The organism is Palaeococcus ferrophilus DSM 13482 (genome assembly GCF_000966265.1).
Lineage (GTDB): Archaea > Methanobacteriota_B > Thermococci > Thermococcales > Thermococcaceae > Palaeococcus > Palaeococcus ferrophilus.
In genome coordinates, this window is record NZ_LANF01000013.1 from 66,360 (window position 1) to 81,441 (window position 15,082).

A 15,082-nucleotide genomic window follows, 5' to 3' on the forward strand; every position below is an offset into this window, starting at 1 on the left:
CTTAACTCTTAAGATGTGATGTTAATCGGTGCATGTGGGCCTTGAGGACATTTCCGAAAATTCCCACCATTTTATCTTTGTTAAGGCGGTTTATATTTTTTTTGATACTGTCAGGATAAGCTGAGGGGTTATGTTTAAATCTGGTTATGACACCTCAGAAAAAGTGGTGGAGAAATATGAAGGCTGAAACCATTATTTACTGGTTGGTTTCAGCCTTAAAACCTTTTCGCAGGAATAAAATCCCAGTAGAGAAGAAAATTCAGGCGATAAACCTGTACTTACAGGGTTTGAGTTACAGACAAGTCGCCAGAATCCTCGGAATCAGTCACACAACCGTCTGGGAAGTGGTTCAAAAGTTCGGGGAGACTGTTTACCAGTTCAAGACTCTTGCAGTGAAGAAACAGCGGAATTTCATTGCAGTTGATGAGACTGTGGTGAAGATTAATGGGAAGAAGTGGTACCTCTGGGCGGCCATTGACATTGAGAGCCGGGAAGTGTTAACAGTCTGGATTACTCCTACCAGAAACCTGTGGATTGCCAAAAGGTTCATTGGGACTGTTTTAAACTCCTGTGAGGGGATACCGGTTTTTTGGTTGATAGGGCTGTCTGGTACCCGCCTGCGTTTAATGGTTTGGAATTGCCGTTTATTCACGTGACTTTTGGGCCCGGGAATTACGTTGAGCGTTGGTTTAGGACTGTTAAGGAGCGGATTAAGCGTTTCTGGAATAATTTCAGGGGTAAGGATTGGAGGAGGGTTCACAGGTTTATTTTCCTGTTTGCTTTCTGGTATAATTTTGTTAGGGTGCACTCCACGCTTGGTAGTCCTCCGGGCAATATTACCGAATGGTTTCAGGAGGTGATACCCCAGTTATCCTGACAGTATCTTCGCCGACTCGAACGTTATGTGCTATCACACTATTTGATATTGTAGTACCGAATCCTATAGTTGCGTGGGGATATTTGAGATTGTATATCACACTTCTCGCTATGAGGAAAATTGAGGTCAATAGTGATTTAAGGAGAGCCTCCACGTCTTACCATCAGACTCCTTATGAGTTTAAGTACTTCTTTTTCAATATGAGGACTAATCCCAAAGGCTTTTTTGGAATATATTATAACGTAGCTTGTTATGAATGCTTCGGTAAGTACAGTCGCAATTGCTGCACCTTCCGCTGAGAGCTGGGGGATGAGTACGAGGTTCAGAGCAACATTAATAAGGGCTCCGCTACCCGTGATTTTAGCAGAAATTTGTTGCTTATTAGATGCCTCCAAAAGTCGACCGTAAGGAGAACTTAAGTATACCGATACAGGAGCCCATATAAGTATCTTTAAAATCTTTGCACTTGGGAGATATTTGCTCCCAAATATGATTAAAGTAATGGAATTTGATAATGCTGTAACTGAAACACCTAGAAGGGCAGCAAGAGGTAGCATAAGTGTAAAGTATCCATTGAAAAGTTTATAAAATACTTTTTGATCACTTTTCCAATAATATGACATCGATGGATATATACTTATATTTAACAATGCTGGAACTGTAAGAGACAGCATTATTATCCTATATGCTGCATTATACCATCCTACGACTTCATCTCCTTTCATATAAGAAAGCATAACCGAATCAACCCAATAATAAATTGAAATAAATACTGCTGTTAGGGCAAATGGCCATGCTTCCCTCACAATGCTTTTCCAAAAATTTAAATCAGCCTCGATTTTGGGCTTCAAAAACTTCCAGGTGATTACAACTGTATGATACCCCAAAATGCACAAATTCACAATCAGGTAAATCATCGCAAAATATACCACGTCCAAGCCAAGTTTTATCACAGTTACTGCAAAAACTAAGTAAAGCATGCTCTGGAGGATCTGACCAAGGGACATGAACTCCATTCTCTCAAAAGCTTGATAAATATCACTGAATAGTTTATTTATCCCAGAAACAATAGTTGACAATGTTATTATGAGCACGACCATCTTTGTAATTTGTGGATATCCGGAGATATCTGCCACTATAAGAACAATCAGAAATGTTAGTGTCCCGAACAACAGCTTCAATACAAGTCCATTTGCAAGATATTTCTTAGCTAGGTTCTTATCCCTTGCAACTTCCCTGACGGTTAGAGGGTCAAGGCCGAAATTAGCAATAACTCCAAATATACCATTCAAGGCTAGAGCAAATGACAGAATACCATAATTCGCCGGGCCCAGATACCTTGCAGTGTACGTTATGTACAAAAAGCCAAGTAACAAGCTCGTTAGTTTAGCTACGAAGAGTACTGCCGTATTCTTTGCTATTCTCTTCCCGATATTCACGATTGGCTCTCACCTGAGAGTGTAATGTCATACTCATTTTTTAAGAATTATTGCGCTGTCTTATGATTCATTGTGTCAATATTAACTAAATAATAGCACTTGAAGAATTTCCGTTCTCTATAGAACGCCACCTCCCTTGGCAGGGCATTCTGGAAGCCTAGCATGGCAATAACAAGGGCTATATTTAAAACACTCAAGGCGAGGTTAAACACCCATCCTCCGCAGTGGAAAAGTGCCTCACTATTAGAGCCTTGCTCAAGAACCCGAAAAACATCGAAATAACCGTCCCGGCGAAGACAATCCCCGTCCCCCTGGCAATCTTCTGCACTGCTTGACTAGCTTCGCTCATGAGCGTCACTTTTACACAGTGGGTGAGGTATGCACTGTTCAAAGCGCGCTTGATGAGTCTTAATAAAAACAAATTAAGAGTGTACTGCATCGCTTTATCCAATTTGGGTATTAGAGATGCCCCTTCTCCATCAAATACTCTCTTAACGCATCACTCCATGGCCTCATCCAAATGCCGTGAGATTTTAGTTTTCCAACATTCAATGCTGAGAATTTTGGTCTCTTGGCTTTTGTTGGAAACTCGCTTGAAGTTATAGGGTTCAAATTGGCTTCCATGCCAGTTAGTTTAAATATCTCCTTTGCAAATTCATACCAGCTGCAAAAGCCGTCGTTAGTTACGTGATATATTCCATACGGCAACTTCTTCTCGAGTATCCTTTTAATGGCCAAAGCTGCGTCCTTTGTGTATGTGGGGGACATCACTATGTCATTAACAACATTTATCTCTTTGCCCGCTTTCCCAAGTTTTATCATTGTCTCAACGAAGTTTCCTCCTTTTCCACTGGCCCCTGCAACACCAAACAAGCTAGAAACCCTGATAATGTAGTGCTTGTCAGTTAGATATTTGGTTAAAAGTTCACCAGCGTACTTGCTAACTCCATAGACATTTATGGGGTCTGGCACGTCTTCTTCTGTATAGGGTTCTCCTTTGGTTCCGCTAAATACATAATCCGTGCTTATGTATATGTCTATTGCCTCTATCTCGCTGGATACAAGTGCAACGTTCCTAGCGCCAACGGAATTAACAAGAAATGTCTTTTCTGGGTTCTCTTCGCACTCATCTGTCTTATGATACGCGGCAGTGTTGATTATGACGTCCGGCTTCAATTCTTTCAAAATTTTCAGACTCTCAAAGTCTGTCACGTCTAAATCTTTGTGGGTTAAGGGAATAGCATCTTCTCCGAAAACCTTAACTAAATCACTTCCAAGCTGACCATTTGCACCGATTATTGCAACTTTCATCTGGATCACCTACCACTTAATTTTTGGAGATATAACCAAGAGAAATAAAAACCTCAAAATAGTTCCCCTTTTTCGATCAACTCTTTTAGAGTTGGCCACTTTTTGTCCTTTTCTGAGAGCATTGGCTCTTCTATCGGCCACTTAATTCCCACATCCGGGTCGTTCCATATCAGTCCGCCTTCGTGGTCAGGAGCGTAGATGTTGTCCACCTTGTAGGCTACTTCAGCCACATCACTCAGAACTACGAACCCGTGGGCAAAACCCCTTGGAATGTATAGCTGATACTTGTTGAACTCTGACAAGATGACACCAACGTACTTCCCGAAGGTCGGCGAGTCTTTTCTCAGATCAACGGCAACATCGTAGATGACGCCCCTAACGGCCCTCACTATCTTCGCCTGTGCGTAGGGCTCCCTCTGAAAGTGTAAACCTCTGAGAACGCCATACTTGGACTTTGAGTGGTTGTCTTGGATAAATTCCCCGGTTATTCCTGCTTTTTCAAAGTCGGACTTCTTGTAGGTCTCCATGAAAAAGCCCCTCTCGTCCTCAAAGACCTTGGGCTTTATTAGTATCACATCCGGAATTTCCAACCGTTTAAACTCGAAAGGCATTGACACCACCCCTATTTGTTCTTTTAATTTCATTTAAACATTTTTCTTTTTTCATTTATGGGTGATATGACCTCTTGATAGAATTTTCTAAGCATTCTCGTGTGCTCCTCTACCCACTCCCCGCTGACTTTTCTCCGTGCTACTCCCTCTTTCATGGCCTGTTCTGCGACGGCTCTGGCTTCTTTAGCGTAAACCTCGGGGTTTAAAGGGGAAGGAATTATATATTCTTCGTACAATTCATCATCTTCTACAACGTTTGCTATTGCCTTAGCTGCCTCGATTATCATTGTATCTGTTATAGTCTTTGCCATGACATCTAAAGCTCCCCTGAAAATTCCCGGGAACCCAAGGACGTTGTTAATCTGATTTGGAAAATCGCTCCTTCCAGTAGCGACGATTCTTGCCCCTGCATTCTTGGCTTCCTCGGGAAGTATCTCAGGCACTGGATTGGCCAGCGGGAAGACAATGGCATCGTCGTTCATCTTTGAAATCCACTCAGGTTGTATAATCCCCGGTCCAGGTTTTGTGAATGAAATCAAAACATCGGCCCCGTTTACGGCATTTTCGGGACCTCCCGTTATTCCATCACCATTCGTTTGGCTCAAAAGCCATCCCCTGTATGGAAACAGCTTTTCTAGATCCATGTCGCTTGTTAAAACCGCTGGCTTGCCATCAACGAGCTCGACAACCCGAACATTTCCGAGTTTTACTCCCGCTTTTGTTAGAATCCTGAGCACTGCAAAGCCCGCAGCACCGGCGCCAAAGAGAGCTATTGTAACTTCCTCAATTCTCTTTCCAACGACCTTTAAGGCGTTTAAAAGTCCTGCTAAAACAACGGCAGCTGTCCCCTGCTGGTCGTCGTGAAAAACCGGGATGTCTAGCTCCTCCCTGAGCCGGTCAAGAATGTAGAAACACTTAGGTGAAGCGATATCCTCAAGGTTTATGCCACCAAACGTTGGCGCTATCGCCTTGACGATCTCAATGAACTTGTCTGGGTCTTGTTCGTTCACCATTATCGGGAACGCGTCTACACCACCGAAATGCTTGAAGAGCAGTGCCTTGCCTTCCATGACGGGCAATCCCGCCAAAGCCCCAATGTTGCCCAAACCCAGAACTCTGCTTCCATCACTCACAACCGCAACAAGGTTGCCTTTGCTGGTGTACTCGTATACCCTCTCTGGCTCCTTGGAAATTCTTTTACACGGTTCCGCCACTCCGGGGGTGTATGCGAGACTCAGTTCATCTCTACTTTTCAGAAGGACTTTCGGGATGACCTCTATCTTACCATTCCCCGGAAAATTGTTCCTGTGAAAAGCTAAAGCCATTTCTCTAAGCTCGTCCATATTATTCACCAACTCTTAACTTTTCGACCCCAACGATTTCGGCTATTTGATTAAGCTCATCTACTACCTTCCTGTAAATGGGTATACCAAGTTTTAGTCTCGTTTCCTGTGTTAAGAAGCCTTTTTCACCATGAATCCATATCTTTTCAAAATCAGGATGCTTCTTGGAGCTCTTTATTTCTCTTATCATTTCGCTCATTCTTTCCTTGAATTCATCAAGGGGAAGGAATGCTTCGGTGTTTATTGCCATAAAGAAGTGGCCGACATCACTTCTTTTTTCGCTTGTATTCTTCACGTGTTTACTCCACGTTCCCCCACTGAGGATGCCTGCGAGAATGTCCACCATGAGGCTTAGACCATAACCTTTGTGTCCCGCGAAGAGCTCCCCAAAACCACCCAAGGGCAGTAAGGCACCTCCATTGAAGACTCTTTCGACGTCTGTTGTTATATTGCCCTCTGCGTCAATTGCCCAGCCTTCTGGAATTGGTTTCCCTTTCCTGCGATAAACCTCAAGCTTCCCAATTGGGACTACACTTGTGGCCATGTCGAGCAAAAACGGCTTATCTTTGGTCGGTACCGCCAGAGCGATGGGATTGGTTCCTATGAAGCGCTCTATCCCACTCGTCGGGGCGACTAATGGTCTTGAGTTTGTCATACTGATACCAATCATGTCTTCCTCCACGGCCATCAACGCATAGTACCCGGCTATGCCGTAGTGGTTGCTATTCCTAACTGCCACAATCCCGACACCACTTTCTTTGGCCTTCTCAATCGCCAGCTTCATTGCCCTATAACCAACAACCTGCCCCATTCCTTCGTCTCCGTCAATTAAAGCATAGGCTGGCCCTTCCTTAACAATCCTAATGTCCGGATGAAGGTTTATTCCCTCGTTTAGGATGCCATCAACGTAGCGCTTGAGCCTCTGAACCCCATGACTTTCAATTCCCCTCAAGTCAGCCATGACAAGATTATCTGCAACTATCTCTGCATCAGCATTAGGTACTCCAAGCTTTGTGAGAACTCTAACTATGAAGGAGAACAGTTCATCTTTCGGAACCCTTATATAATTTTCATCAATATTGCCTTTCTCAAACATGTCTCTCATCTCCCTTTGAAAGGATAAAAATAACGGAAAGAAACTACAGTATCACACCGTTCAATTCAACTTCTTTAACTATCCTGTGTGCTTCCAATAGGTACTTGTACCACTGGACAGTTCTAGTCTTTATGTCATCCCTAACCCTACCCTCTTCCAGTGCTTGGTATATCTCTTTTGCAGCGTCTTTGGGAGTGTATTTTGGTTTAAATCCAAGTACTTCCTTTATTTTTGAGAAGTCAACTCTGTAGGATCTTTTGTCGGGATCGCCATACCACTCGTACTGTAATTCCATACCAAGGGCCTCTGCCAGCATCTGTGCTAAGGGGAATATCTGATAGTTTTGCTCGTTGCTCCCCACGTTGAAGATTTGCCCATTAACAAGCTCATTGTCGGCTTCGAGAACCTTGATGAATGCCCTAGACGTGTCCTTAACATAAACAAACGGCCTCCACTGGGTTCCATCACGCATTATCCTGAGTTTTCCATCTTTCCAGAGGTACAACACCATGGCGTTTATTGCCAGATCAAAGCGCATTCTTGGCGAGAGTCCATACACGGTAGCCTGCCTCAGGAACGTCACACTGAACTCTCTGTCTCCCAAGGGCATTATATCTTGCTCCGCCAAAACTGCTGACTTTGCGTAAGTTGTAAGAGGATTTGTGGGAGAGTTCTCGTTTACAATCTCATCTTGGAATCCATAAACGCTGCAGGTTGATGCAAAAACATATTTCTCGGCTCCATGTTTTTTGGCCAGTTGCGCAACCCGTACCCTGCCTCTGTAGTTTATCTCTAGGGTCTTTTCAGGGTCAAGTTCACCAGAAGGGTCGTTGGATAATGCCGCTAGATCTATTACCGCGTCAATTCCCCTCATTAAGGAGGGATCGAACCATCTAATATCGTCCTTGACTAGTGTCAGTCTCGGATGTCCTTCAACCTCTTTTAGCGTTTCTTTACCAAAGAAAAATCTATCCAGCACCACGACGTCGAACCCTTCCTCCAAGAGCATGGGTACCATTACCGACCCAATATATCCGGCACCACCAGTGACTAACACCCTCATTTGCTTCACCTCATAAAACTACTTGTGATCTATCACCAAGTACTAGCTTTCTCCCAATTGGATGCTGGTTTGCCTCCACTATTTTGACCTCTTTCCCAATTAAACTTTCAACGATTCTTCCAGCGTTCCTGATCTCGCTTCCCTCCAGGACTATGGAGTCCTCGATTTCGGTGTTCTCAATGATGACGTCGTCCCCAATGCTGGTGTAGGGTCCAATGTAGGCGTTTTTGATCTTGCAGTTCTTCCCTATGATAACCGGCCCCTTGATAACAGTGTTCTCATCTATCTCGGTTCCTTCTTCGATTACAACCCTTCCGTGGATTCTCGCCTTTGTGTTAACCCCAATGTCGGTCTTTATGTCGTCGAGTATGAGCCTGTTGGCATCTAAGATGTCCTCCGGCTTCCCTGTGTCCTTCCACCAGCCGGTGACCTTTGTCCATCCAACCCGGTAGCCGTGGTCGATGAGCCACTGGATTGCATCCGTAATCTCAAGCTCGTTCCGCCATGACGGCTTTATGTTCTTCACCGCATCGTGGATAACCGGCTTGAAGAAGTATATGCCGACCAGTGCAAGGTTGCTCGGCGGAACTTTGGGCTTTTCAATGAGTCTCTTTATGGTCTTGCCGTCTTCGCTCAGCTCCGCGACACCGAACTGCTGAGGATTAGGAACCTCCTGTAGGAGTATGCTGGCATCAAAGTCGTTCTCTTCGAAGTACTTCTTGTGCTCCACTATTCCCTCGCGGAGAATGTTGTCCCCGAGGTACATTACGAAGTCCTCATCACCCAAAAAATCCCTCGCGATTAGAATGGCGTGAGCTAAGCCTTTTGGCTCCCCCTGGTAGATGAACTCAATGTTGGCGTCCCATTCCCTGCTTAAGACCGTCTTCTTAACCTGATCTGCGTTGGGACCGACTATTATTCCTATTTCGTGAACACCTGCTTCGATGACGTCCTCAATAGCGTAGAACAGCACGGGCTTGTTGGCAACTGGGATTAGCTGCTTCTGCTGGGAGTACGTTAGGGGCCTCAATCTTGTTCCATGGCCGCCAGATAGTATTAGGGCTTTCATATTAAACACCTCCTCAATATAATTCTCGGTACTCAATAAGATTTTCGTTGTTTCTGAGGTCAATTATCCCTATAATCCCCCTCAATCCCCTCTCTGTATCTTCGCGTGCCCTCCGACGAGGCTCTTCTTCAGCTCGAGGTTCCTTATTTCACACTTCTCGTCTATTATCGAGCGCCATATCGTTGCGCCCTTGAGTACGGTGCCGTTGAATACTATAGAGTCGCTCACGTCGGAGTTCTCTATGGTGCAGTTCTCCCCGATGTAAGCGTAGGGTCCGATTATTGATCGCCCCAGTATCTTCGTTCCCCTCTTTATGACCACCGGTGGGATTATCTTGGAGTAGGGGCTTATCTGAATCTCCTCGATGTGGCTCTCCTTCAGGAGCGTCTTGAGGGCCTCGAGGTAGCTGTCCGCCGAGCCTATGTCATACCAGTAGTCGTCGAAGCGGTAGGCGTAGACCTCAACACCCCTCTCGAGGAGCCACTCTATGAAATAGCCCGGGGAATCCCTGTTGCCCTCCCTCAGGTAGTCATCTATCATCGCGATGACTTCCCTGGGAAGGGCGTAGACGCCCGTGCTTATGAGGGTTGACCTCGGCCGGGCTGGCTTCTCCTGGAAGTCAACCACCCTATCCCCCTCGAGTACCACCACGCCGTACCTCTTTGCAAGCTCGAAGTCACCCACATCGTAGACCGCTATCAGCGGCTTCCCCTCGTATCTCCTGAGAAATTCCTCGAGGGAGAAGGAGAAGAGGTTATCACCAGCAACTATGAGGTAGTCATCGAGACCGAGTTTCGAAACCGCGTAGCTAATCGCCCCTATAGTTCCCAGCTTCTCCTCCTCGCGGAGGGTCTCCTCCACTATGAGCTCCACACCGTTTCTCTCCGCCCAATCCATGAAGTGCCCCTCAAAGAACTTGTTGGTGGAGACGTAGACCTCCCCGAGGTCGCGTGCCTTCTCAAGGATGTAATCGATGATGTACTTCTCCCCCACCGGAAGCAGGGGCTTGGGTTTACCCTTGGTTATGGGCCAGAGCCTTGTGGCGTAGCCGCCGGCCATTATTAAGACCTTCATCTACCTCACCTCACGAAGAATTTTACGGATGTGAGCTAAAAACTTCTCAATATCAGTTATGCTCTCAGTTATGATTCTGTATATCATCCGATTATCAACGTCCCAGTATATATGGACGAGCCGGTTCCTAAAACGAGCCATCAGGATAAGACGGTGCGCCAGTTCGCTATCTACGATACCATTCTCCTGGAGAACCCTAAAGGAGTCTGCATAATCTCTCGGAAGTCTTAATTTGTTTTTTGATATCAGGTGATACGCAATATCTATGCACGCCTCGATGGCGACCAGCAGGTTGTATTTGGCGCTCGAGATGTAGTGTTTGTTTCTTAGAAACTCCTCTTCATCAAGCTCCGCAAGTTCGTGGATTGTGAGAAGGGCATTCTCAGCCTCTGCCATCAGCCTTGTTATTCTCTCCTCCTCATATTCCAAGGGCCTCCCTCCTGTAGAGTTCGAGATAGTAGGCGTAATCGTGGTACTCCCCCATGGTCTCCTCCTCGAACCTGCATCTTGCCTTCTCGTCCTTCGAGAACAGCAGTTCCCCTCCAATGGCTCTGAACCTGAAGGTAACGGGAGCGTTGTTTAGAACCCTAACGTCTATCGGGTACCCTGTGAGCTTGGTGAGCTCATCCTCAAGCTCCATTTCGTAGAACGTATTCGGTTTCTCTTTCACGTAAACGGCTATATCAATATCCCTGAACGGTCCATTTTCAATGAAGGAGCCATGGACGTAAGCAAATAGAATCTCGTCTCTCCTCGAAAGAGACTGCCGGATCATCGACTTTATCTTCTCCCTCTCTTTGGGAGGAAGCTCGTAAATCCGCATCATGACTCTAAATCCACAACCCAGGTAAAAAAGCTTTCCCCCAAAGCTTAAGAACTTGAATTCAATAAATACCGCGGGGATGATGGGGATGAAGGCTCTAGTTACAGGCGGTGCTGGGTTCATAGGTTCTCACCTGGTTGACAGGCTGATGGAGAAAGGAAACGAGGTCCGCGTTCTCGACGACCTGAGCGCCGGGAGCATGGACAACATAAAGCGCTGGCTTGATAACGAGCGCTTCGAGTTCATCAGGGGCGACATGAGGGATGTTGGAGTTGTCAAAGATGCCGTTGAGGGCGTTGATGTCGTCTTCCACCTCGCCGCCAACCCTGAGGTGAGGATCGGCTCCCAGAGTCCCGAGATTCTTTACGAGACGAACGTGCTCATAACCTACAATCTCCTCGAGGCGATAAAAGATTCTAACGTTGAATACCTCGTCTTCACGAGCTCCTCAACGGTGTACGGCGACGCGAGCGTTATCCCTACTCCAGAGAACTACGCCCCCCTCGAGCCGATAAGCGTCTACGGAGGGGCCAAGTTAGCGGCCGAGGCCCTGATCAGCGGCTACGCCCACACCTTCAGGTTCAGGGCTCTAATCTTCCGCCTCGCGAACATAATAGGCGAGCGCTCAAACCACGGGGTAATATACGACTTCATCAACAAGCTGAGGAAGAATCCGGACGAGCTGGAAATCCTCGGCGATGGAACTCAGAGGAAGAGCTACCTCCACGTGAGCGATACGGTTGAAGGAATGTTCCACATCTTCGAGCACTTCAAGGGAGAGGACAAAACCGTTGACTTCTACAACCTCGGCAACGACGACTGGATAACGGTTAAGGAGATAGCCGAGATAGTGAGCGAGGGGATGGGGCTCAAGCCAAGGTTCCGCTTCACCGGAGGCGTTGACGGCGGCCGCGGCTGGAGGGGCGACGTTAAGCTCATGCGCCTCAGCATAGAGAAGGCGAAAACAACCGGCTGGAAGCAGGAGATGAGCAGCTACGAGGCCGTTAGAAGAACTGTTAGAGAGCTTTTGGAGACGATGTGATACCCGGAGGAAGGAGTGCTCCCGTCTCACAATTTCTTTTTTCTTGAAGGGGTTTTTGGTTTTCCCTTTCATTTCCGGCCACACTTGCCTCCGAAGTCCATTCTAAGGAAAAAAATAGAACAAGGCACGGATTAAATTGGCGGGCCTAAAAAGAAGTAGGGATCAGTATTTGGTGGGAGAAAGGTTATGCAAGGAATTTCTAATTAGGATCTCACCTTAACTACGTCGTGGTTCTCTCCAGTATTTCCCATAGTACCTTTATCCGGGGGTGCTTTTTCTTAAGCTTTTCCATCAGGCGTTCATACTCCTCGGCATCCGCTTTTTTAACGAGCTTCAGAAGCTCCGCCGCAAATTCATATGCTGCGCGGTTTTTCTTGGCAACCTCAAACTCCACGAGCTTCTCGATGCTCGGGAGTATGAGCATCAGCTCGTCTTCGATGAGCATGATTGCATTCAAGATTGTCCGTCGGGGCAGGGGGCCCTTCATGTACCTCTCGACGGCCTCAGGGAATAGCTCAATGATTCTTTCCCCGAGACCCAACTCAACCGCGCATAAAAACGCCACGTCCGGGCTTTCTTTATTCAATATCTCCTCAAAGACCTCAAATCTACCCGTGGCCTTTATTGCCTCACAAACATAGCTCGTGAGGTATCCAACGCCATCACTCGCCCTGTAGATGTCTATCACCTTTTCGTACTCCTTCCTTTTGCCAAGGTACTCTATAAGCAAACGGTGTTCCCGGTACTTCATTCCGAGCTCCTCCGCACGTTCCGGATTCACTTCGAGGAGAAGACCTACCTTCTCCCGCGGGCTTAAGTCTGAGCTTAATATCACCATTTCAGCCTTTTCTTTCTCTCCAATCTTTGCGAGCAACGGCGCTCTTAGCTCAACACGGATGTCCTCTGAGTTTAAAATATCCTCCCTAAAGACCCCCGCATTTCTCAGCAGTACTCCATAGGCGTATCTATAGACATCATCCGGAACATCCGAAGGCTCAAGGAGTCCTAAAAACCTGTCAAAATCTTCCTACTGATGTCCTTTTCTATAATTTCAAACAGGGGGCGCAAGACAACGTCGCCATAGTAAAAATCCCGATAATCATCGTAAAACCCACCGAAGTCGTAGTAGTGCTCGCGTATGTACTCAACCAGGTTCCAGGCTTCATCCTTTGAAAGACCACCCCTCCTGATTATCCTGCCCACTTCAACCGCGTCTTCATAGGAGAGGTACCCCTTAAAATAAGAGAAGATGTCTACCTCTCTTTTTATTTCGGACAGGAGCTCCGGATTGCTTTTCAGGAGTTCCTTTAAAATTTCCAGAATTTTCTCTTTGCTCTTCTCTTTCAGGGATTCGAGGAAAGCATCACCGTCGAGAAATTCCCCATTTGAGTACGCAAGAAATGCCGCCACACCATGTTTACAGTTCACCCCATAAGGGCATGTGCAAAGTGAGCTGAGCGCATTAAGATCAAACTCAACCTAGTACGTCTTGTTCCCCCTAACCCGGGCATAAACCACATCTCCAATTTTTATAGCGCTTAAAACCCTTCCTTCTCTGTAGTATTTCTCCCCTCTTGAAAATATCTTGTCCCCAAAAACCCTTCTCACTTCTTCCGTGTCCATTTTTAATACCCAAAAAGTGAGACTGAAGAGGAGTATAAAAATTTTACAGGGAAATAACTGGACAACGTCCCTTTGACAATATCACAGAGGTTCCTATCCCCATTGCTCTTAACACATCTTCTGGCGTAACACACTCTATGATCCAACACTTATCCCAACAGTCTTCCCACCCATCCGCGAAATCTTTATATATCCGGAAGGTTGCGTAATTACATGTCATTAAATATCATTAAATTCCGGAGGTGTTTGAAATGGCAGATGAGAAGAAGTACACGACCGTTTCCATACCAAAGCCCCTCTACGACAAGATAAAGGCCAGGATAGAGGGCACAGGCTTCACCTCGGTTTCCGACTACGTGACCTACGTCCTCCGCGAGGTTCTTGCGAGCCTCGAAGAGGAGGAGAAGGAGGAAGTCTTCAGCGAGGAGGAGGAAGAGAAGGTCAAGGAGCGCCTCAGGGCCCTCGGTTACCTCGACTGAGCAATTCTCCCTTTTCCTTTGAGGTGATACCATGGTTTCCAAACCCCACGGCGGCAAGCTTGTCAGGAGGATCGTCGCAGACAGAACCCGCGAGAGAATTCTGAGCGAGCAGAAAGAATACCCGCGCGTTGAGATAGACCACGGCCGTGCGATAGACCTTGAGAATATCGCCCACGGCGTTTACTCCCCGCTCAAGGGCTTCCTCACGAGCGACGACTTCGGGGGCGTCCTCGACCACATGCGCCTTAGCGACGACACCCCCTGGACCATCCCCATAGTCCTCGACGTCGAAAAGCCCAACTTCGATGAGGGGGACGCGATACTCCTCTACCACGACAGCCTTCCAATAGCCAGGATGCACGTCGAGGAGATATACACCTACGACAAGCGGGAGTTCGCCGTCAAGGTCTTCAAGACCGACGACCCCGCCCACCCCGGCGTCGCTAAAGTTATGAGCATGGGCAACCACCTCGTCGGCGGCGAGATAGAGCTCCTCAACGAGCTGCCGAATCCATTCGCGAAGTACACACTCAGGCCTGTCGAGACCAGGGTTCTCTTCAAGGAACTCGGCTGGAGGAGTGTAGTTGCCTTCCAGACCAGAAACGCCCCCCACGTCGGGCATGAATATGTGCAGAAGGCGGCACTCACCTTCGTCGACGGTCTCTTCATCAACCCGGTCCTCGGAAAGAAGAAGAAGGGCGACTACAAGGACGAGGTCATAATCAAGGCCTATGAAGCTCTCTTCAAGCACTACTATCCAAAGGACGCCGCGACCCTCGCTACCGTCCGCTACGAGATGAGATACGCCGGTCCCAGGGAGGCCATCCACCACGCGATCATGAGGAAGAACATGGGCGCGACCCACTTCATAGTCGGAAGGGACCACGCCGGTGTCGGCGACTACTACGGGCCCTACGAGGCCTGGGAGACCTTCGAGAACTTCCCCGACCTCGGCATAACCCCGATGTTCATCAGGGAGGCCTTCTACTGCAGGAAGTGCGGTGGGATGGTTAACGCCAAAATATGCCCGCACGACAAAGAGTTCCACGTCCACATAAGCGGCACCAAACTCAGGAAGATGATAATGGCCGGAGAGCAGCCGCCCGAGTACATGATGAGGCCGGAGGTCTTCGAGGTCATAAGGAGCTTTGAGAACCCGTTTGTGGAATGAGGGTTTCTTTGTTTATTACCCTATTTGCCGGTGAAGAGAATGGGGAACGCAGAAATCGGCA

Annotated in this window: 15 protein-coding genes and 2 pseudogenes; 4 read left to right on the top strand and 13 right to left on the bottom strand. The window is 47.3% G+C overall.

Features of this window, described 5'->3' with window-relative positions; translation table 11 throughout:
• The first annotated feature begins 176 nt into the window (after positions 1 to 176).
• A pseudogene (locus tag PFER_RS07580) lies at positions 177 to 877 on the top strand (IS6 family transposase).
• A gap of 137 nt (positions 878 to 1,014) precedes the next feature.
• Here the strand turns inward: PFER_RS07580 and PFER_RS07585 are convergent.
• The 10 genes from PFER_RS07585 to mntA form a co-directional block, all read right to left on the bottom strand.
• Complete coding sequence (locus tag PFER_RS07585) at positions 1,015 to 2,316, bottom strand: flippase (RefSeq protein WP_052696202.1); 1,302 nt, start codon at positions 2,314 to 2,316, stop codon at positions 1,015 to 1,017.
• Positions 2,317 to 2,775: 459 nt separating this feature from the next.
• A complete protein-coding gene (gene rfbD, locus PFER_RS07595) occupies positions 2,776 to 3,627 on the bottom strand; it encodes a dTDP-4-dehydrorhamnose reductase (protein ID WP_048150689.1) in 852 nt (283 codons plus the stop codon).
• Positions 3,628 to 3,680: 53 nt separating this feature from the next.
• Positions 3,681 to 4,238: a dTDP-4-dehydrorhamnose 3,5-epimerase gene (gene rfbC / locus PFER_RS07600; protein WP_048150691.1), complete on the bottom strand. Its 558-nt coding sequence runs from the start codon at positions 4,236 to 4,238 to the stop codon at positions 3,681 to 3,683.
• Between the two features lie 29 nt (positions 4,239 to 4,267).
• A complete protein-coding gene (locus PFER_RS07605) occupies positions 4,268 to 5,581 on the bottom strand; it encodes an NAD(P)-dependent malic enzyme (RefSeq protein ID WP_048150693.1) in 1,314 nt (437 codons plus the stop codon).
• Position 5,582: 1 nt separating this feature from the next.
• Complete coding sequence (locus PFER_RS07610) at positions 5,583 to 6,686, bottom strand: Ldh family oxidoreductase (protein ID WP_245612501.1); 1,104 nt, start codon at positions 6,684 to 6,686, stop codon at positions 5,583 to 5,585.
• A gap of 34 nt (positions 6,687 to 6,720) precedes the next feature.
• Positions 6,721 to 7,740: an NAD-dependent epimerase/dehydratase family protein gene (locus PFER_RS07615; protein ID WP_048150698.1), complete on the bottom strand. Its 1,020-nt coding sequence runs from the start codon at positions 7,738 to 7,740 to the stop codon at positions 6,721 to 6,723.
• A gap of 10 nt (positions 7,741 to 7,750) precedes the next feature.
• Complete coding sequence (locus PFER_RS07620) at positions 7,751 to 8,809, bottom strand: glucose-1-phosphate thymidylyltransferase (protein WP_048150700.1); 1,059 nt, start codon at positions 8,807 to 8,809, stop codon at positions 7,751 to 7,753.
• A gap of 81 nt (positions 8,810 to 8,890) precedes the next feature.
• Complete coding sequence (locus PFER_RS07625) at positions 8,891 to 9,883, bottom strand: sugar phosphate nucleotidyltransferase (RefSeq protein WP_048150702.1); 993 nt, start codon at positions 9,881 to 9,883, stop codon at positions 8,891 to 8,893.
• Entirely contained in the window at positions 9,884 to 10,312 is a 429-nt protein-coding gene (gene hepT, locus PFER_RS07630; RefSeq protein WP_048150705.1) for a type VII toxin-antitoxin system HepT family RNase toxin, read from the bottom strand.
• A complete protein-coding gene (gene mntA, locus PFER_RS07635) occupies positions 10,302 to 10,709 on the bottom strand; it encodes a type VII toxin-antitoxin system MntA family adenylyltransferase antitoxin (RefSeq protein WP_048150707.1) in 408 nt (135 codons plus the stop codon). Before mntA ends, hepT begins: the two co-directional genes overlap by 11 nt.
• An 85-nt stretch (positions 10,710 to 10,794) precedes the next feature.
• On the opposite strand from mntA, the gene PFER_RS07640 reads away from it, so the two are divergent.
• Positions 10,795 to 11,748, top strand: coding sequence for an NAD-dependent epimerase/dehydratase family protein (locus PFER_RS07640; RefSeq protein ID WP_048150709.1), 954 nt, complete (start codon positions 10,795 to 10,797; stop codon positions 11,746 to 11,748).
• Between the two features lie 220 nt (positions 11,749 to 11,968).
• Here PFER_RS07640 and PFER_RS07645 read toward each other — a convergent pair whose 3' ends face one another.
• The 3 genes and pseudogenes from PFER_RS07645 to PFER_RS12175 all read right to left on the bottom strand — a co-directional run bounded on the left by PFER_RS07645 (position 11,969) and on the right by PFER_RS12175 (position 13,371).
• Entirely contained in the window at positions 11,969 to 12,583 is a 615-nt protein-coding gene (locus PFER_RS07645) for a hypothetical protein (protein ID WP_170218356.1), read from the bottom strand.
• Between the two features lie 170 nt (positions 12,584 to 12,753).
• Positions 12,754 to 13,197 (bottom strand): annotated as a pseudogene (locus PFER_RS07650) (SWIM zinc finger family protein); the annotation flags it as partial.
• A 30-nt stretch (positions 13,198 to 13,227) separates the two neighbouring features.
• On the bottom strand, positions 13,228 to 13,371 hold the full coding sequence (locus tag PFER_RS12175) for an SWIM zinc finger family protein (protein WP_157255154.1): 144 nt from the start codon (positions 13,369 to 13,371) through the stop codon (positions 13,228 to 13,230).
• Positions 13,372 to 13,622: 251 nt separating this feature from the next.
• Between PFER_RS12175 and PFER_RS07655 the strand changes: the two genes are divergently transcribed.
• Both PFER_RS07655 and sat read left to right on the top strand, forming a co-directional pair.
• The gene (locus PFER_RS07655; protein WP_048150718.1) at positions 13,623 to 13,850 is read left to right on the top strand and encodes a ribbon-helix-helix domain-containing protein; all 228 of its coding nucleotides are present in this window, start codon (positions 13,623 to 13,625) and stop codon (positions 13,848 to 13,850) included.
• 31 nt (positions 13,851 to 13,881) lie between these two features.
• Positions 13,882 to 15,021 carry a sulfate adenylyltransferase gene (gene sat, locus PFER_RS07660; RefSeq protein ID WP_048150722.1) on the top strand — a complete coding sequence of 380 codons (1,140 nt, stop codon included), beginning with the start codon at positions 13,882 to 13,884 and terminating at the stop codon, positions 15,019 to 15,021.
• Positions 15,022 to 15,082 lie beyond the last annotated feature (61 nt).